This window comes from Pseudomonas fluorescens, assembly GCF_900215245.1.
Taxonomy (GTDB): domain Bacteria; phylum Pseudomonadota; class Gammaproteobacteria; order Pseudomonadales; family Pseudomonadaceae; genus Aquipseudomonas; species Aquipseudomonas fluorescens.
In genome coordinates, this window is sequence record NZ_LT907842.1 from 560227 (window position 1) to 580801 (window position 20575).

At 59.8% G+C, this 20575-nt stretch carries 21 protein-coding genes; 4 read left to right on the forward strand and 17 right to left on the reverse strand.

Annotated elements, in window-relative coordinates:
* Nucleotides 1-243 precede the first annotated feature (243 nt).
* The 3 genes from CPH89_RS02555 (at nt 244) to CPH89_RS02565 (ending at nt 2910) form a co-directional block, all read left to right on the forward strand.
* A complete protein-coding gene (locus tag CPH89_RS02555) occupies nt 244-936 on the forward strand; it encodes a crotonase/enoyl-CoA hydratase family protein (protein ID WP_053257518.1) in 693 nt (230 codons plus the stop codon).
* 213 nt (nt 937-1149) lie between these two features.
* On the forward strand, nt 1150-1896 hold the full coding sequence (locus CPH89_RS02560) for a lysophospholipid acyltransferase family protein (RefSeq protein WP_053257519.1): 747 nt from the start codon (nt 1150-1152) through the stop codon (nt 1894-1896).
* A gap of 42 nt (nt 1897-1938) precedes the next feature.
* Complete coding sequence (locus CPH89_RS02565; RefSeq protein WP_053257520.1) at nt 1939-2910, forward strand: magnesium and cobalt transport protein CorA; 972 nt, start codon at nt 1939-1941, stop codon at nt 2908-2910.
* Here CPH89_RS02565 and CPH89_RS02570 read toward each other — a convergent pair.
* From CPH89_RS02570 to CPH89_RS02580, 3 genes are all read right to left on the reverse strand, one after another.
* Nucleotides 2907-3632: an amidotransferase gene (locus tag CPH89_RS02570; RefSeq protein ID WP_053257521.1), complete on the reverse strand. Its 726-nt coding sequence runs from the start codon at nt 3630-3632 to the stop codon at nt 2907-2909. The two genes, CPH89_RS02565 and CPH89_RS02570, sit on opposite strands and share 4 nt — an antisense overlap.
* Nucleotides 3633-3859: 227 nt before the next feature.
* Entirely contained in the window at nt 3860-6007 is a 2148-nt protein-coding gene (locus CPH89_RS02575; protein ID WP_053257522.1) for a 3-hydroxyacyl-CoA dehydrogenase NAD-binding domain-containing protein, read from the reverse strand.
* Between the two features lie 16 nt (nt 6008-6023).
* Nucleotides 6024-7229, reverse strand: coding sequence for an acetyl-CoA C-acetyltransferase (locus tag CPH89_RS02580; protein ID WP_053257523.1), 1206 nt, complete (start codon nt 7227-7229; stop codon nt 6024-6026).
* A 649-nt stretch (nt 7230-7878) separates the two neighbouring features.
* Here CPH89_RS02580 and CPH89_RS02585 point away from each other — a divergent pair.
* Nucleotides 7879-8685 (forward strand): c-type cytochrome, encoded by an 807-nt coding sequence (locus tag CPH89_RS02585; RefSeq protein WP_053258029.1) that lies wholly within the window; start codon nt 7879-7881, stop codon nt 8683-8685.
* Nucleotides 8686-8753: 68 nt separating this feature from the next.
* On the opposite strand, the gene CPH89_RS02590 is transcribed toward CPH89_RS02585, so the two are convergent.
* The 14 genes from CPH89_RS02590 to CPH89_RS02655 all read right to left on the reverse strand — a co-directional run bounded on the left by CPH89_RS02590 (nt 8754) and on the right by CPH89_RS02655 (nt 20316).
* On the reverse strand, nt 8754-9557 hold the full coding sequence (locus CPH89_RS02590; protein ID WP_053257524.1) for a transglutaminase family protein: 804 nt from the start codon (nt 9555-9557) through the stop codon (nt 8754-8756).
* Complete coding sequence (locus CPH89_RS02595) at nt 9554-10504, reverse strand: alpha-E domain-containing protein (protein ID WP_053257525.1); 951 nt, start codon at nt 10502-10504, stop codon at nt 9554-9556. Before CPH89_RS02595 ends, CPH89_RS02590 begins: the two co-directional genes overlap by 4 nt.
* Before the next feature lie 4 nt (nt 10505-10508).
* Entirely contained in the window at nt 10509-11918 is a 1410-nt protein-coding gene (locus CPH89_RS02600) for a circularly permuted type 2 ATP-grasp protein (RefSeq protein WP_053257526.1), read from the reverse strand.
* A 413-nt stretch (nt 11919-12331) separates the two neighbouring features.
* Nucleotides 12332-12673: a ribonuclease E inhibitor RraB gene (locus tag CPH89_RS02605; protein WP_003193463.1), complete on the reverse strand. Its 342-nt coding sequence runs from the start codon at nt 12671-12673 to the stop codon at nt 12332-12334.
* A gap of 212 nt (nt 12674-12885) precedes the next feature.
* On the reverse strand, nt 12886-13122 hold the full coding sequence (locus CPH89_RS02610) for a hypothetical protein (protein WP_053257527.1): 237 nt from the start codon (nt 13120-13122) through the stop codon (nt 12886-12888).
* A gap of 103 nt (nt 13123-13225) precedes the next feature.
* Nucleotides 13226-13831 carry an START domain-containing protein gene (locus tag CPH89_RS02615; protein WP_053257528.1) on the reverse strand — a complete coding sequence of 202 codons (606 nt, stop codon included), beginning with the start codon at nt 13829-13831 and terminating at the stop codon, nt 13226-13228.
* A gap of 41 nt (nt 13832-13872) precedes the next feature.
* Nucleotides 13873-14127, reverse strand: a complete 255-nt coding sequence (locus CPH89_RS02620; protein ID WP_053257529.1) for a YkgJ family cysteine cluster protein — start codon at nt 14125-14127, stop codon at nt 13873-13875.
* 160 nt (nt 14128-14287) lie between these two features.
* Nucleotides 14288-14773, reverse strand: a complete 486-nt coding sequence (locus tag CPH89_RS02625) for a hypothetical protein (RefSeq protein ID WP_053257530.1) — start codon at nt 14771-14773, stop codon at nt 14288-14290.
* A gap of 94 nt (nt 14774-14867) precedes the next feature.
* Nucleotides 14868-16307, reverse strand: a complete 1440-nt coding sequence (locus CPH89_RS02630; RefSeq protein WP_053257531.1) for an aminotransferase-like domain-containing protein — start codon at nt 16305-16307, stop codon at nt 14868-14870.
* Nucleotides 16308-16558: 251 nt separating this feature from the next.
* On the reverse strand, nt 16559-17374 hold the full coding sequence (locus CPH89_RS02635) for an OmpA family protein (protein WP_053257532.1): 816 nt from the start codon (nt 17372-17374) through the stop codon (nt 16559-16561).
* Entirely contained in the window at nt 17371-17733 is a 363-nt protein-coding gene (locus tag CPH89_RS02640; protein WP_053257533.1) for a DUF4398 domain-containing protein, read from the reverse strand. The genes CPH89_RS02635 and CPH89_RS02640 overlap by 4 nt, the downstream gene beginning before the upstream one ends.
* Nucleotides 17734-17742: 9 nt before the next feature.
* Nucleotides 17743-18552, reverse strand: a complete 810-nt coding sequence (locus tag CPH89_RS02645; protein ID WP_053257534.1) for a substrate-binding periplasmic protein — start codon at nt 18550-18552, stop codon at nt 17743-17745.
* Between the two features lie 82 nt (nt 18553-18634).
* A complete protein-coding gene (locus CPH89_RS02650; protein WP_053257535.1) occupies nt 18635-19564 on the reverse strand; it encodes an electron transfer flavoprotein subunit alpha/FixB family protein in 930 nt (309 codons plus the stop codon).
* Between the two features lie 2 nt (nt 19565-19566).
* Nucleotides 19567-20316 (reverse strand): electron transfer flavoprotein subunit beta/FixA family protein, encoded by a 750-nt coding sequence (locus tag CPH89_RS02655; protein ID WP_017138339.1) that lies wholly within the window; start codon nt 20314-20316, stop codon nt 19567-19569.
* Nucleotides 20317-20575: the final 259 nt, after the last annotated feature.

Here is a 20575-nt window from a genome sequence, read left to right on the forward strand (position 1 = left end):
GTTAGGCGGTTATGCCGTTACCTGCCCGGCGAGGGCGGTGATTCTGCCATTCTCGGGCACCGCCGGCATGCGCTTGGGACGGCTGCTGCGCCCTGCCCTAGGCCGTCTAACCTAGGGGATGCGGGAAAAGTCTGACTGAGTAGTCAGTCACGGCGCTTTACCGGGGCGGGCGTGGTGGGTAACGTCTGCGCATGCTCTTCTATAAACAGCCTATCTATAACAAGTCCTACAAGGAACCGCGTCATGAGTGAGTTGATTGCCTACCACCTCGAAGACGGTATCGCGACCCTGACCTTGAGCAACGGCAAGGTGAATGCCATTTCTCCGGCGGTGGTCAGTGAGTTTAATGCGGCACTGGATCAGGCCGAGAAAGATCGGGCGGTGGTGATCATCACCGGGACGCCGGGGATTCTGTCGGGCGGTTATGATTTGAAGGTGATGACGGCCGGGCCGAAAGAGGCTATTGGCCTGGTGACATCGGGCTCGACGTTGGCGCGTCGCCTGTTGTCGCACCCGTTCCCCGTCATCGTCGCCTGCCCAGGGCATGCGGTGGCCAAAGGTGCGTTCCTGCTGTTGTCGGCAGATTATCGGATTGGTGTGGACGGCCCGTTCAGCATTGGCCTGAACGAAGTGGCGATCGGCATGACCATGCACCATGCCGGTATCGAGCTGGCGCGGGACCGGCTGCGCAAGTCGGCGTTTCATCGTTCGGTGATCAATGCCGAGATGTTTGACCCGCAGGGCGCACTGCAAGCGGGCTTCCTGGATAAGGTGGTCGCACCGGAAGAATTGCACGCGGCGGCCCTGGAAGCGGCCCGCCAATTGAAGAAGATCAATATGAACGCCCACAAGCACACCAAGCTGAAGGTGCGTAAAGCACTGCTGGAAGCATTGGATGATGCAATCATCCAGGATCAGGGCCATATCCTGAGCTAACACCCCGCAGCGGCAACGCCTGAGCCCGACCTTGAGTCGGGCTTTTTCTTACCGATAAATCCGAAACCTCGTTAGCCGCTCTAGTCAGGCCTTGTCGGCTTACCTTGAAACATGTGCTTAAACATCGCCTAACTCCTACGTCTGTAGGGGCAATTGCCGAATACAGTGCACATCCGTACACTGCGCCACCTTTTGTCCCGATGGGCCGTGTCGATGCTCTTTCTGTTACGTATGTTGTTGATGGGCCTGCACTTTATGGTTGCCGGTGTGCTGGGCGTGCTGCTGGGCATTTGTCGGCCGTTCAATCCCGACAACAGTCGCTTGTGCGCGTGCCTCTATGCGCTGCCCGCCATGTGGATATTGCGTTTAAACGTGAAGACGGATGTCGACTCTCTGCGCAACAAGCCCGGTACGTGCGTGATCATCGCCAACCACCAGTCCAACTATGACCTGTTTGTGTTGGGTAATGTGGTGCCTTACCGCACGGTGTGCATCGCCAAGAAAAGCCTGAAATGGGTGCCGCTGTTCGGCCAGTTGTTCTGGCTGGCAGGCAATGTGCTGATCGACCGTGGCAACGCGCACAAGGCGCGCCGCGCGATGCTCACGACCACGCACACCTTGCAGCATCAGGACACGTCGATCTGGGTGTTCCCGGAAGGCACGCGCAACCTGGGCAAAGGCCTGTTGCCGTTCAAGAAGGGCGCGTTCCATATGGCAATCGCGGCAGGTGTGCCGATCGTCCAGGTGTGTGTCAGCAATTACGTCACCCATATGCAACTTAATCAGTGGAACAGCGGTGATGTGCTCATACGCTCGTTGCCACCGATTCCTACCGCAGGCCTGACTTCGGATGACATCCCTCAATTGATGCAGGCCTGTCAGACGCAGATGGATGAATGCATTGCCGCGATGGACCGTGAGCTGCAAAGTGCCGCAACAATCGAACTCGCTTCCAGCTAAGCTGCCCAACACCTGTCCTCCTAACAAGAAGCGATCTGCACCATGGGTAGAGTTGTTGCGGCCGCCGTTTACAGCGGCGGAAAGAAAGTCACCGATATTACCCTCGATGAGGGCGCGGCCTGGGCCGCCAAACCCGACCATTTTGTCTGGATCGGCCTGGAAGAGCCCAACGCCCATGAACTGGCCAACCTGCAACGCCAGTTCAACCTGCATGAACTGGCCATTGAAGACGCCCTGGAAAAACACAGCCGACCGAAGCTGGAAACCTTCGGCGATGCGCTGTTTATCGTGACCTACTCACCGGTGCGCGAGAACGGCAAGCTGGTGTTTATCGAAACTCATATTTTCGCCGGTAACGGCTACATCATTACCGCACGCAACGGCCACTCAGCGTCGTACGGCTATGTGCGCCAGCGCTGTGAGGCGCGGCCGCTGTTACTGGAGCATGGGGAAGATTTCGTACTCTATGCGCTGCTGGACTTCGTCACCGAAAACTACCAGCCGGTGAGCGAGGCGATCCATGCCGAGATCGATGAGCTGGAACGCAACGTGTTGTGCAATTCCCTGAGTGAAACCGATATCCACAACCTCCACGGCCTGCGTCGTGACGTGCTGCGGCTCAAGCGTTATGTGGCGCCGATGGTCGAAATCAGCCAGGAATTGCAAAAACTGAGCTTCCCGTTTATCGACAAAAACATGCGCCCCTACTTCCGTGACGTGCAGATCCACGTGACGCGGCAGATGGAAGACCTGACCACCCTTCGCGATATCGCCAGCCAGACCATTGAGATCGGTGTGTTGCTGGAGGCCTCACGTCAAAGCGTGGTGCAACGCAAATTCGCCGCGTGGGCGGCGATTCTGGCATTCCCCACCGCAGTGGCGGGGATTTATGGGATGAACTTCCAGAACATGCCCGAGCTGCAATGGCACTACGGCTATTTTGCGGTGCTCGGGTTTATTGCGGCAGGCTGCACCGGTTTGTGGGCGAGCTTCAAACGTTCGGGCTGGCTTTAAACCGCCGCCTCTGGCTTGTGCGCGACAAAGCGCATCATCCATTCCGCCACGGTGGCACCGTGGTGGTCGCGCTCCAGGCTTGCCACGCCGTGGGTATAGACCTTTTCCCCCAGAGTTGTCTGAAGAATCTCCAGCAACTCGCGGGAATAATCGTGGATGAATTCCGGGTGGCCCTGGAAGCACAGCACCTGGTCTTCGATGTGATACGCCGCATACGGGCAAAAATCGCTGGACGCTATGACCGTGGCGTTTTCCGGCAGGCGGGTCACTTGATCCTGATGACTGATCAGCAAGGTCAGTTCTTCCACCACCGGGCTCATCCATGGCGCCTTGGCATTCAGCGTGTAGTCGTGGATGCCCATGCCCCAGCCTTTGCTGGCGCGTTCAGTCTTGCCGCCCAACAGCAGCGCCAATAACTGGTGACCGAAACACACGCCCAGCAACTTGTCGCCGCGCGCATAGCGGTCGAGCAAGTAGGTTTTAAGGGTCTGGATCCATGGGTCGGTGCCGAAGGAATCGGCCTTGCTGCCGGTGATCAGGTAGGCGTCGAACACCTCATCATCTGACGGGTATTGGCCCTGGACGACGTTGTAGATGACAAATTCGGCGGCTATCGGTTGCTTGGAGAACAGGCGTTTGAACATCTGCCCGTACCCTTGGTACTGATCGATCAAGCCTGGACGCAGGATATCGGTTTCCAGGATACAGACGCGTAGCGACATAAAAATACCTGACACGGTGATGGGAATAATGCACACCCCAGCCTGCCCTGAAATACCCCTGCAAAGCAAGTCCCACCATGGGCCTACCCGCAGGAGCGACGGTGCGCCGATTCAACGTGCCCGCGATGGCGTCATATCAGCCAACATTTGCAGTGGCAGACATACCGCTATCGCGGGCAAGCCCGCTCCCATGAGGGTTCTCTATTGCCCAACATATTGCGTTTCGATCAGGCGAATATTGCGCCCTGGGCAGCTTTTTCCAGTAGCAGAGCCGGCGGCGAGAACCGCTCGCCATACTGCTCAGCCAGGTAGCGCGCGCGGGCGATAAAGTCGTTGAGCCCGTACTGGTTGATAAACTGCAGCGCGCCGCCACTCCACGCGGCAAAGCCAATGCCGAAGATCGAGCCCACGTTGGCGTCAGCCGTCGACATCAACACGCCCTCCTCCACACACCGCACGGTTTCAATCGCCTGGATAAACAGCAAACGGTCGCGCACATCCTGTGGCGAAATCTGTTTGCCGGGCTGTTCGAAGCGCCCTTTCAACTCGGGCCACAGGTGTTTCTGCCCGCCTGCGGGGTAATCGTAGAAACCGCCCCCGGCCGCCTTGCCCGCACGCTTGTATTCATTCACCAACAGATCGATCACCCGCGTCGCCGGATGCGTCGGCACCTCCCGACCTTCCGCCTGCAGATCCTTCGCAGTCTGCTGTCGGATATGACTCATCAGGCTAAGCGACACTTCATCCGACACCGCCAACGGCCCCACCGGCATCCCGGCCTTGCGCGCTTCGGTCTCGATCATCGGCGCGGCCACGCCTTCGCCTAACATCGCAATGCCTTCGTTGGTAAAGGTGCCGAACACCCGTGAGGTGAAGAAGCCACGACTGTCGTTGACCACAATCGGGGTTTTCTTGATTTGCAGTACGAAGTCGAAACCTCGTGCCAGGGTTTCGTCGCTGGTCAGGGCGCCCTTGATGATTTCCACCAGCGGCATCTTGTCGACAGGGCTGAAGAAATGCAGGCCGATAAACTTGCCTTGATCGGGCACCGCGTTGGCCAGGCCGCTGATGGGCAGCGTCGAGGTGTTGGAGGCAATCACCGCGTCGGCACCGACCACGTTTTGCGCAGCCGCCGACACCTTGGCTTTGAGTTCACGGTCTTCGAAGACCGCTTCGATGATCAGGTCGCAGCCAGCCAGGTCGGCGTCATCCTGCGTAGGATGAATCCGTGCCAGGGTGCTTTCGCGCTGTTCGGCCGTCAGTTGCCCACGGCTGACCTTCTTGTCCAGCAGCGCGGCCGAATGGGCCTTGCCCTTCTCGGCGGCTGCCAGGTTGACGTCCTTGAGCACCACCTCGATGCCCGCACAGGCACTGACATACGCGATGCCCGCCCCCATCATCCCCGCGCCAAGCACGCCGACTTTACGTGTGAGGTAAGGCGCGAAGCCGTGTGGGCGTGAGCTGCCGGCGTTGATTTCATTGAGCTGGAACCAGAAGGTGCCGATCATGTTTTTCGCCACCTGCCCGGTGACCAGCTCGGTGAAGTAGCGCGTTTCAATCAGGTGCGCCGTGTCGAAATCCACCTGGGCGCCTTCCACGGCGGCACACAGGATCTTCTCCGGCGCCGGGAAGCAGCCATGGGTTTTACTGCGCAAAATCGACGGCGCAATCGCCAGCATCTGCGCCACTTTGGGGTTCGACGGCGTGCCGCCGGGGAGCTGATAGCCGTGGGTGTCCCACGGCTGCCTGGCCTCAGGGTGGGCGAGAATCCAGGCGCGGGACTTGGCCAGCAGGTCTTCGCGGTCCGCCGCCAACTCATTGATCAAGCCCGCTTGCAACGCCTGCCGCGCACGGACTTTTTTACCTTCGAGCAAATACGGCAAGGCTTTTTCCAGCCCCAGCATGCGCACCATGCGGACCACCCCGCCGCCGCCCGGCAACAGGCCCAGGGTGACTTCCGGCAAGCCGAGCTGCACCGACTGGTCGTCCAGCGCGACGCGGTAATGGCAGGCCAGGCAAATCTCCCAGCCGCCGCCCAACGCAGCGCCATTGATCGCGGCAACCACCGGTTTGCCGAGTGTTTCCAAGCGGCGCAATTGCGCCTTTAACACCCACACACCGGCGTAGAAATCCTTGGCGTGCGCTTTGTCGACTTTGATCAATTCATTGAGATCACCCCCGGCAAAAAAGGTCTTCTTCGCCGAGGTAATGACCACACCGGCCAGCGTGTCCTTATCCGCTTCCAGGCGCGCGACAGTGGCTGCCATCGCCTCGCGGTACGCACCGTTCATGGTGTTGGCGCTCTGGCCAGGCATGTCGAGGGTCAGCACCACGATCTGGTCCTGGCCTTTTTCGTAACGAATGGCTTCGGTCATGACGAATTCCTTGGGCTCAGAGGCGTTCAATAATAGTGGCGATGCCCATGCCACCGCCGACACACAGGGTCGCCAGGCCGTAGCGTTGCTGGCGCACGTGCAGCTCGTCGAGCAAGGTGCCAAGGATCGCGCAGCCTGTGGCGCCCAACGGGTGGCCCATGGCGATGGAGCCGCCATTGACGTTGACCCGCGCAGCATCGATGCCCATGTCCTTGATGAACTTGAGCACCACCGAGGCAAACGCTTCGTTGACTTCGAACAGGTCGATGTCTTCCACGCGCAAACCGGCCTTGGCCAAGGCTTTGCGTGTAGCCGGCGCCGGGCCGGTGAGCATGATGGTCGGGTCGGTGCTGGTAACCGCCGTGGCGACAATCCGCGCCCGCGGTTGCAGGCCCAGTTCACGGCCTTTGGCCGCCGAGCCGATCAGCATCAGCGCCGCGCCATCGACAATGCCGGAGCTGTTGCCGGGTGTGTGTACGTGGTTGATGCGCTCCACATGGCTGTAGACCCGTAGCGCGGTGGCGTCGAAACCCATCTGCCCCATCATCTCGAAGCTCGGCTTGAGCTTGCCGAGGCCTTCGAGGGTGGAGTCGCCACGGATAAACTCGTCATGGTCCAGCAGTACGATGCCGTTCTGGTCCTGCACCGCAATCAGCGATTTGTTGAAAGAACCGTCTGCGCTCGCCCTGGCCGCTTTCTGCTGGGAATGTAGGGCGAAGGCGTCGACGTCCTCGCGAGTGAAGCCTTCCAGGGTCGCGATCAAATCCGCACCAATGCCCTGGGGCGTGAAGTGGCTGTGCATGTTGGTTTGCGGGTCGAGCACCCAGGCGCCGCCATCGCTGCCCATCGGCACGCGGGACATGGATTCGACGCCACCGACCACCACCAGGTCTTCAAAGCCGGAGCGCACTTTCATCGCGCCGAGGTTGACCGCTTCAAGGCCCGAAGCGCAGAAGCGGTTGATCTGTACACCGGCAACACTGACGTCCCAGTCGGCCACCAGTGCGGCGGTCTTGGCGATATCGGCCCCCTGGTCACCCACTGGGGTGACGCAGCCAAGGACGATGTCATCCACCTGGCGCGTGTCGAGATCGCTGCGCTGGGCGAGCGCGGTGAGCAAGCCCGCCACCAGGTTTACCGGTTTGACGCTGTGCAAGGCGCCGTCGGCCTTACCTTTGCCGCGCGGCGTGCGTATTGCATCAAAGATCAAAGCTTGGGTCATGACGTCCTCGAACCGCTGTGCATGTGTGACCCTTACCTTAGGCCCGATTGACACGGTTTCAATGACGGATGCGCTCATTGCTTTTGACCGCCTCGCTCGGACGAACGGTAGCCAGCTACTGGAAACGCCCGGTTAAACGTTTTAGCTGTCTAGCCTCAGGGCTGGCGCCAAGATGGCCTTAGGCCTCATGCCGTTTTTAGCGGATTTGCTGATTAGCTGATATGAAATGGATCTAAGCCGCAAAGAACGAGGGCTCTAAGGTTGAATCAGTAAGAAGTTGCTGCCGGGTTTTGCTGGAGCAACTGTAAGAAAAGCGACACGTCACGTTGCGATACTGAAATTAACCGGCACGCATTTGACGCTCAGGAATAACAACAAAAGGCAGTCAGCCATGTTTAAACACACGAAAGTACGTCAGGCGGGACTTATTCTTTTCGCCACCACACTGATTCTGATCTTACCCAATTTAACCAAGATCATTGGGTGACGGCTCAATCCCCACATTCCGTGCACACACCGCCACAGGACTGCAGGTTTTGGCAGCACCTGCCGGGACATTGCGTCTAGCGGTCCCGTTGCAGGGGCTGTCTTTTTGCGTGCAGATTTCCGGTATCGTGGGCGCAACCGCCACTTCAAACCGGGCTGCCCCTTGAAACCGATCCTTGCCTTCCTCGCCTTACTGTTGGCCCTGCCCGCTGCGGCGGCGCAATTGACCATTGAGTTGGACCACGCCAGCAAAACCTGGCAGACCGAGGACCTGCTCAAGCACCCCGACGCGCAGACGGTGCAGATCGTTGATGACGTTTCCTACAAGCGCAACATGACGTATCGCGCAGTGCCGTTGGCGAAACTCCTGCCAGGTCTTAAACCCGATAACCACCTGCAGGCCGTCGCCCTGGATGGGTTTGCCGCCGAGCTGACGGCCGCGCCACTGCTGGAAACGCACGGCGCACGTGCCTGGCTGGCGGTGGAAGACCCGGCGCACCCATGGCCCGCGCTGGCGCCGGACAAACCCAGCGCCGGGCCGTTCTATCTGGTGTGGACCGACCCACACGCTGCGTCTATCAGCCCTGAGCAGTGGCCGTTTCAACTCTCCGCCATCAAGCAACTGAAGACGGTGGCCGAGCGTTTTCCGGCTCTGGTGCCCGACCCGAAGTTGGCCGCAAATGACCCGATCAACCAGGGCTTTGCGGTGTTCCAGAAAAACTGCCTGGCCTGCCATCGTCTCAACGGCGCCGGCGATGCACAGATGGGCCCGGACCTGAACGTGCCCTACAGCCCCACCGAGTATTTCAGCGGGGATTTCCTCAAGCGCTATATTCGCGACCCGCAGAGCCTGCGGCATTGGCCACAAGCGAAGATGCCGGCGTTTACCGCGAGTGTGTTGCCGGATGGCGAGCTGGAGTTGCTGGTGGGGTATTTGAAGCATATGGCGGGGCGTAAACAGCAGCCCTGAGCGTCGCGAACATGCCCTGTGCGAGCGGGCTCGCCCGCTCGCACATTTGATCAGCTGCGTTCTGGCGATTATTGCTGCTGCACTGAAATCACCGGCGTCGGCGCAACGAACACCTTGGCATGCATCTGCTCATGCCCGCCACCACGGCGCATGCCGCGTACCGGGCAGGCATCCAGGTAGTCCAGGCCCACGGCCAGTTTCAAATGCCGCTCCGGCCGGGCCAGTTGGTTGGTCACGTCAAAGCTGTACCAGGCGTCCTCCAGCCAGGCTTCGGCCCAGGCGTGGCTGGCCAGGTGCGTGCTGTCTTCGGTGTACAGATACCCCGACACATATCGCGCAGGAACCCCCAGGCTGCGTGCACAGGCCAGGAACGCATGGGTGTGGTCCTGACAAACACCCGCCCGACCGGCAAAGGCCTGCGCCGCACAGGTGTCGACTTCGGTGGCGCCGGGCGTGTAGACCATGGATTGGTTGAGGGCGTGCATCAGGTCGATCAACGCGCTGCGGTCGCGACGTTGATGGCAGTGTTGCTCGGCAAAGCCGCGCAGTGCCTCGTCGGGCTCGGTCAGGCGCGTGCTGCGCAGGAACGGGAACGCTGACTGGCTCTCGTGTTCGGCCTCGCGTAATTCGTCGATATCCACCTGGCCACGGGCGCCAATGATGATGGCGTCGTGGGGTTCATCCAGGGTCAGCACGTGCAGGATGTTGCCGAACGGGTCCACCTGCGCCCGCACCGGGCGCGGCAGGTCGAGTTGCCAACTGAGCACATGCTGGCGCTCGCTGTCGTGGGGCGTGAGGCGCAGGTACTGGATGCTGGCGCGCACCTGATCTTCGTAACGGTAGGTGGTTTCGTGGCTGATGGAGAGTCTCATGCCGCCTCCAGGTAGGAACTGTAGATGGCGTCGCCCAACTGGCGGACCAAGGGAATAAAATCGGTCAGCCAGGCGTGCAGGCCTTCCTCGAGAATTTCATCGATGGCGGTAAAGCGCAGGCGCGCGTCCATCTCGGCGGCCAGGCGCTGGGCCGGGCGGCCGTTGAGGCCGGGCAGGCTGGCGAGGATCTGGTCGATCTCTTCGCTGCAGGCCCGCAGGGAACGCGGGACGTCTGCGCGTAACAGCAGCAACTCGGCCACTTGCCGGGCGCCGGGTGCGTCGCGGTAAATCTCGGTGTAGGCCTCGAACGACGACAAGGCGCGCAACAAGGCGCTCCATTGATAGTAGGCGTGGGCCGTGCCGTCGGTGACGGTGGCGGCTTGGTCACCGGCCATTTCATAGCGCGCATCGAGCAGGCGCAGGGTGTTGTCGGCGCGCTCGATAAAGGTGCCCAGGCGAATAAAACGAAACGCATCGTTACGCATGATGGTGCCGTAGGTAGCGCCCCGGAACAGGTGCGAACGCTCCTTCACCCATTCACAAAACCGGCTCATGCCGTAGAGGCTCAGCCCTTGCTGGGCGATATCGCGAATATCCAGCCAGGTGGCGTTGATGTTTTCCCACATGTCGGCGGTGATTCGCCCACGCACCGCGTGGGCGCTGGCCCGTGCGGCGCCGAGACAACTGTAGATGCTGGCCGGGTTGGCCGCGTCCAGCGCAAAGAAGTGCAACAGGCGTTCGGCGTGCAGTTCACCGTGGCGTTCGTGGTAATCGTCCAGCGTGCCGGTAATCAACAACGGCATGGCCAATTCATGCAGACCATCGCCGCGCCCATCCTGGGGCATCAGCGACAACGAATAGCTGACATCGAGCATGCGCGCGAGGTTTTCCGCGCGCTCCAGGTAGCGCGACATCCAGTACAAATCCGAGGCAGTTCTACTCAACATGGCATCAGTCCTCGACCACCCAAGTGTCTTTGGTGCCGCCGCCCTGGGACGAATTGACCACCAGCGAGCCTTCACGCAGCGCCACACGGGTCAAGCCGCCGGGAACGACGCGGGTTTCCTTGCCGGACAATACAAACGGCCGCAAGTCGATATGGCGCGGCGCGATGCCGTTTTCGACGAAGGTCGGGCAGGTGGATAAACACAGGGTCGGTTGTGCGATATAGGCGTGGGGCTTGGCCTTGATACGGGCGCGGAAGGCTTCGATTTCCGCCGCCGTGGAGGCCGGGCCGACCAGCATGCCGTAGCCGCCGGAGCCTTGGGTTTCCTTGACCACCAGGTCCGGCAGGTTGGCCAGCACATGGGAGAGTTCATCGGGCTTTCGACACTGAAACGTCGGAACGTTCTTCAGAATCGGCTCTTCATCCAGGTAAAAGCGGATCATCTCGGTGACAAAGGGGTACACCGACTTGTCATCCGCCACCCCGGTGCCGATCGCGTTGGCCAGTACCACATTGCCCGAGCGGTAGGCCGCGAGCAGGCCGGGCACGCCAAGCATCGAATCCGGGTTGAAGGCCAGCGGGTCGAGGAAGGCGTCGTCGAGGCGCCGGTAGATCACGTCAACGGCCTTGGGGCCGTCGGTGGTGCGCATGAATACGCGGTCGTCGCGCACGAACAGGTCGGCACCTTCTACCAGTTCCACGCCCATCTCCCGGGCCAGGAACGCATGTTCAAAAAACGCGCTGTTGAAGCGCCCCGGGGTCAGCACCACCACACTTGGATTATCCAGCGGGCTGGAGCTTTTGAGGGTGTCGAGCAGCAGGTTGGGGTAATGATCAATCGGCGCAATGCGCTGCGCCGCGAATAATTCCGGGAACAGCCGCATCATCATCTTGCGATCTTCAAGCATGTAGCTGACACCGCTTGGGGTGCGCAGGTTGTCTTCCAGCACGTAGTAAGTGCCATCGCCATCGCGTACGAGGTCGACTCCGGAGATGTGGGAATACAGATCGCGGTGCAGGTCCAGGCCCTGCATTGCCAGTTGATATTGCTCGTTGGCCAGCACCTGCTCGGCGGGGACAATGCCGGCCTTGATAATGCGCTGGTCGTGATAGAGGTCGGCGAGAAACATGTTCAGCGCCTTGACCCGTTGAATACAACCACGCTCGACAATCCGCCATTCACTCGCCGGAATACTGCGCGGGATCGTGTCAAAAGGGATCAGACGCTCAGTGCCCTGTTCATCCCCATAAAGGGTGAAGGTGATGCCCGCGCGGTGGAACAGCAAGTCGGCTTCACGCCGGCGCTGCGCCAGCAGTTCGGGCGGCGTGTCGGCCAACCAACGGGCGAACTCGCGGTAATGGGGGCGGACCTGCCCTGCCCCGTCGTACATTTCATCGTAATAAGTGCGGGTCATGCCGTACTCCTTGTCACCCGGGCGCAAGCACTGTCGCAAGGCCCGTGCCATCGGCATAAACACTTAAGAATCAGCCAGTTAAATAACCTACAAAATCTGACCGCACCGTCCTGGTGCGCAGAATGCCAGCGCGCATGACGCGCGCTTCATCGCAATGCAGGCTTTGACTATCAACAGCATAGTCAGAGTTGATTTCACTGCCCGGCCCCGCCTGCGGATAATCACCCCCATCGGCTGAACAGGTTTGTTTCCTGAGATTTCAGCGAACCTCTCTTCCCTTTGAGCCACCCTGTTCGGGTGGCTTTTTTTTGTGCACGAAAAGTGCTCGGTACTTTCGGAAAATTTCAGACAGCACAAACAAAATCGGCCGACCCAAAGGTCAGCCGATACGCTGCGTTGCTCATAAAATCCAGCTACATGGGTAACCCACGCACCTCCTGCTTGACGCCCCACCCTTCGATGATTCCGCCCAGCGGCTCGACCACCGCTTCAAAGTCCTGCTCGAAGTCTCCTATACCGTCGTAGGTTGCGAACATGATTTTGCTCAGCTCCAGGTACCAGGCGCCATCATCGCGCGCGCTGACCTGGGCATTCAGGGATTCCCCACGAAATCGACCCGCAGCCCTGCGCGCCCGTTCCTCATCCGGGAATATGGCGTAGAACTCAATGGGGTGAAAACGCGAGAAGTCAAAGCCGCCCTCTTTCATGCGGCGCAGTACGTTGGTGCTGATGTCTTCTTGATAGGCTGTGCTCATGAAACGTCCTCCTCAAACTGATGGATAGACTTTCCGTGCTTCCCGAAGCCCGCGCCCTACTGGCGCGGGTACCACGGCAATGACATGACCGCGGGAAAACAAGCATGTAGCTGACAAGACCAGACCTTAGCGATTCATTCGCTGATCTCAGTTGCAGAGTAGCGCGAAGCTTTCACCTCCACCAGAGGGTTTGAAGGGCATACAGGGAATGTTCAGGCGGCGGGGGAGATGTCGAGAATTTGAATGCTGTTCTGGTCTTTGAGGATCTTGACCGTGGGCTCGGGCTTGCGGCCCTCAAGGTCATTAAGGTCGAGTTCGGCGGCCACGGGCACCAGCTTGTTGCGAATCATGTGTGCCGCATCTTCGAGGCTGGGTTTTTGCGCGCAGGCGAACTGCTCCACGGACTGTACGCCGTGATCATCAACGAAGGTAATCTGCCACTTTTGCATCGGTGCCTCCTCGATAAAACCCGTGTCTGGGCTTACTCATATCTGGACCTTGAGGGACCGGCAAACGTTCCACTCAAGGTCGGAGGCACCTGATTAATTGCGCTTATTTTTCAGCGTGTGCTTTCAAGGCTTTCAAGGTGTTGAACGGCGCGTCCACCACAAACTTGTTGGCCAGCCACGACGGCACACTGCCGCCTGGCTCGGTGTGCACCTGGTAGGTGACTTCGGTCTGGTTGTCGCCTTTGGGCACCAGCTTCCAATAACCGTCCACCTGGGCAACGCGCACGTAGCCTTTGACTTCCGGCTGATAGGTCGGCACTTCCAGCAGTTTGCGGGTCACAGTGCCATCGGCGGCCTTGGACGTGGTGATCTCAAGGATCGAATCGCGGTCGGTGACCGGGAACGGTGCCTTGAACTGGGTGTAGGTCCAGCTCTTGTCACCTTCGGTCTTGAGCAGTTTTTGCGATTTGCATTCGTGAATCCAGGAGCAGGCACCGGCCACGTCTTCCTGCAGGGCCTGGATCTTGGCGACGGGCGCCTTGATCAGGGTTACACCGCGATACGCCTTGTATTTGGAACCGGCGACTTCGCTCAGGGACACCTTGATACCGTCTTCGTCCTTGACGACTTGCCAATCTTCCGCCTGGGCAGTGGCCGCAAATAACACCGTAAAACCGCACAACACAGCCATTCGTTTCAGCGAACCCATTGTTGTATTCCTTATTGTTGAAGTTCCGATAGTAAAGCCCATCAAGCCGCCGTCATCTGCTCCCACCAGCCGATCAAGCGGATCGCATCGGCTTGATCGTGGCCACACACCTCAAGGTCTGCCTTGAAGTCACTGCACACCGCTGGTCGCTCCGGCTGCCCGAACAACAGGCATAGCTGTTCGACCGACAGGTGCAGGCAGCGTTCGCCTGCCGGTTTGCCGTGGGGCATTCCAGGTAAGGGCGAACTGATGGAGGGGGCGATGCAGCAGGCGCCACAGCCTTCACGGCATTTCATGACCAGCAGGTCCTCGACGACTCAATGTGGATGGCCGGGCTAGAGTACGCCCTTAAACAGCCGTTTTAAAATGGTCTAACAGGGGTTTTTCGCACAAAACAAAAGTGACTGACCAGTCTGCGACAAATGGTCGGCGGTCGGCGTCACCTTTGCGGGGAATTTATTGCTTGAATTCGAAATCGAGGGCGGCGCCTTCGATATCGCGCCGTTCTTCATTGCGCAGTTGCAACTGCATCTGGTTGCTGAGCAGGCGGCCATTGATCTGGAACGCACTGTCGTCGGTGGGCTTTTCAGCAAACATGGGCGGTAACAACGGCACGCTCTTCGGTTTAGGCATGGTGCCAATCGGCTGCAAATGTCTGACCATTTCCGTCGGCAGGGACAAGTCCAACTGTACCGGTGGCAGTTTGGTCTGGGCTATTTCATGGGCAGACTTGGATTTGCTCGCTATCGGTGCGCGTTTTTTTATTACCGCAGGTTTCTTCTTGGCTGCCGGAGCCTTTTTAGCCGGCGCCGACTTCTTCGCAGGGGCCTTCTGTTCGGTACCGGCGGCGGGCTTGTCAGCCACAGGCGCCGCCAGCACCGAGCCGGCATTGCACAGGCTGAGCAGGCCAATCACCACAACAGCACGAAAAATAGAGGTCATATCGCCAACAGCATTAACGGCAGAAGGCCATATGCTCGCTTTTTGTGCGCGGCATGACAAGTCTGATGATTGGCCAGCGCGTCTTGCGACCCTTTCAAAAACCCGCCGCCGTCTCCTGACACAACTGGTTGGCCAACATTCCCAGTGTCATCAGCGCCCGCTCTGCCTCGCGGTTCCACGGCGTTCCGCAGTTAAGGCGAATACAGTGGTTGAACTGTTCCGTGTTACTGAAGATCACCCCCGGCGCAATGCTGATGCCCTGCTGCAGTGCGCGCACGTGCAGTTCCTGGGTATTGACCCGTCCTGGCAAACTGACCCACAGAATGAAGCCGCCGGTCGGGCGCGTCATCTGGGTGCCTTCCGGAAAATACTGCTGCACCGCCAGCTGGAAAGCACTGAGGTTCTTGCGGTATTCCTGACGGATGTAGCGCAGGTGCCGGTCATAGCCACCGTTCTCCAGGTACGCCGCGACGCCCATCTGCGTCACGCTGCACGCCGAGTGGGTACTGAACATCTGCAACCGCTGGATTTCCTGCTGGTACTTGCCGGCGATCATCCAGCCGATGCGCACGCCAGGGGACAAGGTCTTGGAAAAGCTCGAGCAATAGATCACCCGGTCCAGGCGGTCATAGGCTTTCAGCGCCTTGGTGCGACCCAGTTCGAACATCAGCTCGCCGTAGATATCGTCCTCGACGATCTGAATATCGAAATCCGAGGCCAGGCGCAGCAACTGTTTCTGGCGCTCTTCGGGCATGGTCGCGCCCAGCGGATTACTCAGGCGCGTGGTCAGCACCAACGCCTTGATCGACCATTGGTTCGCCGCCAGTTGCAGGGCTTCAAGGCTCATGCCGGTGGAGGGGTCACTGGGGATCTCGATGACTTTGAGGCCCAGCAGGTCGGCCAATTGCAGCAAGCCGTAATACGTCGGGGACTCGGCGGCAATCAAGTCGCCAGGACGGGTCAGCACCCGCAAGGACATCTGCAAGGCATCGACACAACCGTGGGTAATCACCACTTCGGAGGGGTCGACGACCACGCCGGCATCGCGCATGCGAATCGCCACCTGGCGCCGCAGCGGTTCAAAGCCGGGGCTGAACATATAGCTGAATGCCCGCGGGCTCTGGAAGCGTGTGACCTTGGCCAACTGTTGGTGCAGCGCCCGTACCGGCAAGTAGTCGACACTCGGCACCGCCGCGCCCAACGGGAACACGCCCTCACGGCGCGACTCGACCAATACCTGCTGGATGATGCTGCTGCGGGTGACCAACCCCGGCCGCTCGACCCGCGCAATGTCCGGCGTGGGCGCCGTGAGTGCGGGCGTCTGGTGCACGTAATAACCCGATTGCGGCCGCGCCCGGATCAGCCCCTGGTCTTCCAGGTTGGCGTAGGCCTGCAACACCGTGGCGTGGCTGACGTTGAGCTGTGAACTCATCTTGCGCACCGAAGGCACGCGCTCACCGGGTTGATAAACACCGCGCCGGATGTCCTCAGCCAGTTGCTGGGCAATACGTTGGTAAAGCAACAGATTGGTCATGACGCAGCACTCGATTTCACGGGTATTTTATTTTTGTGTGAAACATACCAGCACAGTTTAGAAGTGTACGGGGACAGTTGCGAGAATAGTCGAGCGCGAGCGGCAGTGATAGAAAAAACTGTTGGGTGAATACAGAACAAAAAGGTGGAAGCGGGCTTGCTCGCGAAGGCAGTGCGTCAGCCAATGAAATGTTGACTGTCACTGCGCAATCGCGCGCAAGCCCGCCCCCACCTTTTGATCGGCGACAAGCTTCAGCGCGCAGCGCCTAATTGGCCCTTCTCATCAGAGAACACAATTTCCACACGACGGTTCTGGGCGCGGCCTCGTTCGGAGGCGTTGGCTTCCACGGGGTACTGGTCGCCGTAGCCTTCAACCTGGATGCGTTTTTCGTCGATGCCCAGGTCGATCAGCACGTCGGCGACTGCCTGTGCACGATCACGGGACAGCTTGAGGTTTTCCTGTTCGCCGCCGGTGTTGTCGGTGTAGCCCTCGATGCGCACCACGCGCTTGGGGTTCAGCTGCAGGAACTGCACGATCTTCAACACAGTGCGGTTGGCCGAGTTTTGCAGCTCCGAGTCACCGGTGTCGAACAGCACATCACCCAAGGTCATCACCAGGCCGCGATCGGTCTGGGTGGTGGTCAAGCTGGCGATTTGCTCTTCGAGCCACTTGCCCTGCTGCTGCACACTGGCCAGCTTGTTTTCACGCAGCGCCAGTTGCAGGCGTTGGCGCTCCAGTTCGAGCTTGGTACCGCGCTCGGCGTTAAGGCCTTGCTCGGTGTGTTCGCGGGCGATGGCACTGTAGCGCTGGCTCAGGTAGGCGTAATGCACCACATCCGCACCGCTGCCCCAGTAGCTGGACAGGCGATCAGCGCGGGCCAGGGATTCACCGGCGCGAATCACATCCTTAGGCGCAAAACGCAGTACGTTGGCGTCTTCCTTGACCTTCTGAAAATCACTGCCGGCCTGCTGCAATGCCTGCTCGCTATTGGGTTGGCTGGCGCAACCGCCCAGGGCAGCGCTGCCCACCAGCAGCACACAGCTCAAACCACGGATCATCGGGCTCATTGGGCTTCTCCCAACTGCAATTGCTTACGCAGACGGGTGATGCGGGTATTGAGCACGTTCAATTGCTCCTGGCTCTTGCGGGTCAGAATTTTCGCTTCGGCGAGGCGCGCGTCCAGCTCGGCCTGTTCGGCCCGCATACGCGCATGCTTGTAGGATTGGTCAGCCATATCGGCCTTGGCCCTGGCGAACTTGTCTTCGGCCAGCTTAAGTTCCGGCGACTCATCGGTGCTGGCACCTACGGCGCCGGCTTGCTCCAAGGCTTGCTGGGTGAGGCGTATTTGTTCATTCGGCGCAGGATCAGCTGCACATCCCGCCAAAGCGACAACGGCGAGGGCCGCGAAAAGAGGTCGAAGAGTCACTGTAAATCCTTACTTTGCTGGGGTGCCGACGGGTTGCTGCAATTGCGCTTTCCAGCGTTCGAGGTTGCGCTGCAATGCGGCTTGCGCGGCACCGGACGCGGGCAATTCTGTCATCTTTTTGGCCAGCTGTCCGCGTAGCCACGGATCGTTGCAGGCGGAGTTGTGGGAAATCGCCAGGTACAGGCCAGGCTGATCGACCGGCACATCGCGAGCAATCAAGTCGTTGCTCATGCCCAATGTCTGGGCCATGGCCATGCCGGAATAACGTCCGGCAAGCACATAGTCGACATCCCCCAGCAGCAGTTTCTGAAAGGCCGGCGTCAAGCTGGGCAGGCGTTGCAGGCTGAGTTGCTGGGCGGCGAAGGTCTCGAAGCCGGCACTCAAGCGCGCACGCTCGGATACCGCGCCCTTATGGCCGTGAAGGTCGGCGGCCGTGGTGTAGGGCAGCGGCGAATCCTTGCGAGTCCAGACCAGGTAATCGATCTGTACCAGCGCCGGGTGGATGTAGTCGAGGGTTTCCAGTTCGCCGAGGTTCAGCGGCGCATCGGCGAGGATGTCCATGCGCCCGCTGCGCACTTCATCCAATGCCACGGAGCGTTTGCCGCCGTAGAGCAGGTCGATTTTCAAGCCGAGATCCTTGCCGACTTGTTGCAGCACATCGGCGGTGGCGCCGATCAGGTGCGTCGGGTCTTGGGGGTCGCGCCATAACAGCGGCGGTGCATCCGGGCTTCCGGTCATCACCAGGCGATCACATTTACCGGCGGCCAGCGCCAGGCTTGGCAGCAGCGACAGAGCCAGCAGTACGGGACGCAAATCCATGGCGATATCTCCAGTTGAAAAAGGGCCGCGCAAAAAAAAGCCCGGTCACTCGACCGGGCTCTTTATAAGTGAAGCGGCTGGATTAGACCAGCTTCTCCAACTCGGGTACGGCTTCGAACAAGTCCGCGACCAGGCCGTAATCAGCCACCTGGAAGATCGGTGCTTCTTCGTCCTTGTTGATCGCTACGATCACTTTGGAGTCTTTCATACCGGCCAGGTGCTGGATCGCGCCGGAGATACCGACCGCGATGTACAGCTGTGGCGCAACGATTTTGCCGGTCTGGCCGACCTGCATGTCGTTGGGTACGAAACCTGCGTCGACGGCCGCGCGGGAAGCGCCGACCGCAGCGCCCAGCTTGTCGGCCAGGGCGTACAGGTGCTTGAAATTGTCACCGTTCTGCATGCCACGACCGCCGGAAACGACGATTTTGGCAGCGGTCAGTTCAGGACGATCCGACTTGGCCAGCTCTTCGCCGACAAAGCTGGAAGTGCCAGCGTCGTGAGCAGCGGAGACGGCTTCCACAGCAGCCGAACCGCCTTCAGCGGCAACCGGGTCGAAACCGGTGGCACGTACGGTAATGACTTTTACCGAAGCGTTGGACTGTACGGTGGCAATGGCGTTACCGGCGTAGATCGGGCGCTTGAAGGTGTCGGCGCTTTCGACCGAGATGATCTCGGAGATCTGGTCAACGTCCAGCTGAGCGGCAACGCGCGGCAGGATGTTTTTACCGTTGGAGGTAGCGGCAGCCAGGATGTGGCTGTAGCCAGCGCCCAGCTCTGCAACCAGCGGAGCCACGTTTTCCGGCAGCTGGTGAGCGTAGGCGGCGTTGTCGGCCAGCAGCACTTTGCTCACGCCAGCGATTTTTGCCGCGGCTTCAGCCACGGCGCCAGCGCCTTGGCCGGCTACCAGCACGTGAATGTCGCCACCGATTTTAGCGGCGGCGGCCACGGTGTTCAGGGTCGCTGGAGCCAGCACCTTGTTGTCGTGTTCTGCGATTACCAAGATAGTCATGATTAGATTACCTTCGCTTCGTTTTTCAGTTTCTCAACCAGTTCAGCCACCGACTTGACCTTGATGCCCGCGCTGCGTGCAGCCGGTGCTTCAACCTTGACGGTCTTGTTGGTGGAGGCGGTGGAAACGCCCAAAGCTTCTGGAGTGACCGACTCAAGCGGCTTCTTCTTGGCTTTCATGATGTTTGGCAGGGACGCGTAGCGCGGCTCGTTCAAACGCAGGTCGGTGGTGACGATGGCCGGCAGTTTCAACGACACGGTCTGTGCGCCGCCGTCGATTTCACGGGTCACAGCGACGCTGTCGCCGCTCACTTCGACTTTGGAGGCGAAGGTGCCCTGGCCGTAACCGGTCAGCGCAGCCAGCATCTGGCCGGTCTGGTTGTTGTCACTGTCGATGGCCTGCTTGCCGAGGATCACCAGCTGAGGCTGTTCCTTGTCGACAACGGCTTTGAGCAACTTGGCAACGGCCAGGGAGGTCAGGTCTTCAGCGGACTCGACCAGGATGGCACGGTCGGCGCCCAGCGCCAGGGCGGTACGCAGCTGCTCTTGAGCAGTGGTCGGGCCGATGGAAACCACGACGATTTCAGTCGCCACGCCTTTCTCTTTCAGGCGTACGGCTTCTTCCACGGCGATTTCGCAGAAAGGGTTCATCGACATCTTGACGTTAGCGAGGTCGACGCCGGAATTGTCCGCCTTGACGCGAACTTTCACGTTGTAATCGACAACGCGTTTGACAGCTACAAGAACCTTCATGGATTCCTCGTTACTCTCCGGTGAAAAGAAAGTCGCCTAGGCGAACCTGGCGGTTGATGCTCATCGGCACACAAGGGCACCTCCAAAAACCTCGGCATGTGACACAGCGATGGGCGAATAATGACCGTTCGTCAGTGGTGACTGAGAGGTCATTCCTTATCGCGACGTGTAAACTGCGCGCCATTCATTAAGCGCGCGCCACGTATTTTGCCGTTGCCCTGCTTTTGGACGTGCTCTTGAAACCTGCGGTGTGCCTACG

Coding starts and splice junctions, on each gene's coding strand:
- CPH89_RS02580 (WP_053257523.1), bottom strand. CDS start 7,229: ATGACCCAAGCTTTGATCTTTGATGCAATACGCACGCCGCGCGGCAAA.
- CPH89_RS02635 (WP_053257532.1), bottom strand. CDS start 17,374: ATGAGCCCGATGATCCGTGGTTTGAGCTGTGTGCTGCTGGTGGGCAGC.
- CPH89_RS02555 (WP_053257518.1), top strand. CDS start 244: ATGAGTGAGTTGATTGCCTACCACCTCGAAGACGGTATCGCGACCCTG.
- CPH89_RS02650 (WP_053257535.1), bottom strand. CDS start 19,564: ATGACTATCTTGGTAATCGCAGAACACGACAACAAGGTGCTGGCTCCA.
- CPH89_RS02605 (WP_003193463.1), bottom strand. CDS start 12,673: ATGAGCACAGCCTATCAAGAAGACATCAGCACCAACGTACTGCGCCGC.
- CPH89_RS02565 (WP_053257520.1), top strand. CDS start 1,939: ATGGGTAGAGTTGTTGCGGCCGCCGTTTACAGCGGCGGAAAGAAAGTC.
- CPH89_RS02645 (WP_053257534.1), bottom strand. CDS start 18,552: ATGGATTTGCGTCCCGTACTGCTGGCTCTGTCGCTGCTGCCAAGCCTG.
- CPH89_RS02600 (WP_053257526.1), bottom strand. CDS start 11,918: ATGACCCGCACTTATTACGATGAAATGTACGACGGGGCAGGGCAGGTC.
- CPH89_RS02590 (WP_053257524.1), bottom strand. CDS start 9,557: ATGAGACTCTCCATCAGCCACGAAACCACCTACCGTTACGAAGATCAG.
- CPH89_RS02570 (WP_053257521.1), bottom strand. CDS start 3,632: ATGTCGCTACGCGTCTGTATCCTGGAAACCGATATCCTGCGTCCAGGC.
- CPH89_RS02610 (WP_053257527.1), bottom strand. CDS start 13,122: ATGCAAAAGTGGCAGATTACCTTCGTTGATGATCACGGCGTACAGTCC.
- CPH89_RS02560 (WP_053257519.1), top strand. CDS start 1,150: ATGCTCTTTCTGTTACGTATGTTGTTGATGGGCCTGCACTTTATGGTT.
- CPH89_RS02620 (WP_053257529.1), bottom strand. CDS start 14,127: ATGAAATGCCGTGAAGGCTGTGGCGCCTGCTGCATCGCCCCCTCCATC.
- CPH89_RS02630 (WP_053257531.1), bottom strand. CDS start 16,307: ATGACCAATCTGTTGCTTTACCAACGTATTGCCCAGCAACTGGCTGAG.
- CPH89_RS02615 (WP_053257528.1), bottom strand. CDS start 13,831: ATGGGTTCGCTGAAACGAATGGCTGTGTTGTGCGGTTTTACGGTGTTA.
- CPH89_RS02655 (WP_017138339.1), bottom strand. CDS start 20,316: ATGAAGGTTCTTGTAGCTGTCAAACGCGTTGTCGATTACAACGTGAAA.
- CPH89_RS02575 (WP_053257522.1), bottom strand. CDS start 6,007: ATGACCGAAGCCATTCGTTACGAAAAAGGCCAGGACCAGATCGTGGTG.
- CPH89_RS02595 (WP_053257525.1), bottom strand. CDS start 10,504: ATGTTGAGTAGAACTGCCTCGGATTTGTACTGGATGTCGCGCTACCTG.
- CPH89_RS02625 (WP_053257530.1), bottom strand. CDS start 14,773: ATGACCTCTATTTTTCGTGCTGTTGTGGTGATTGGCCTGCTCAGCCTG.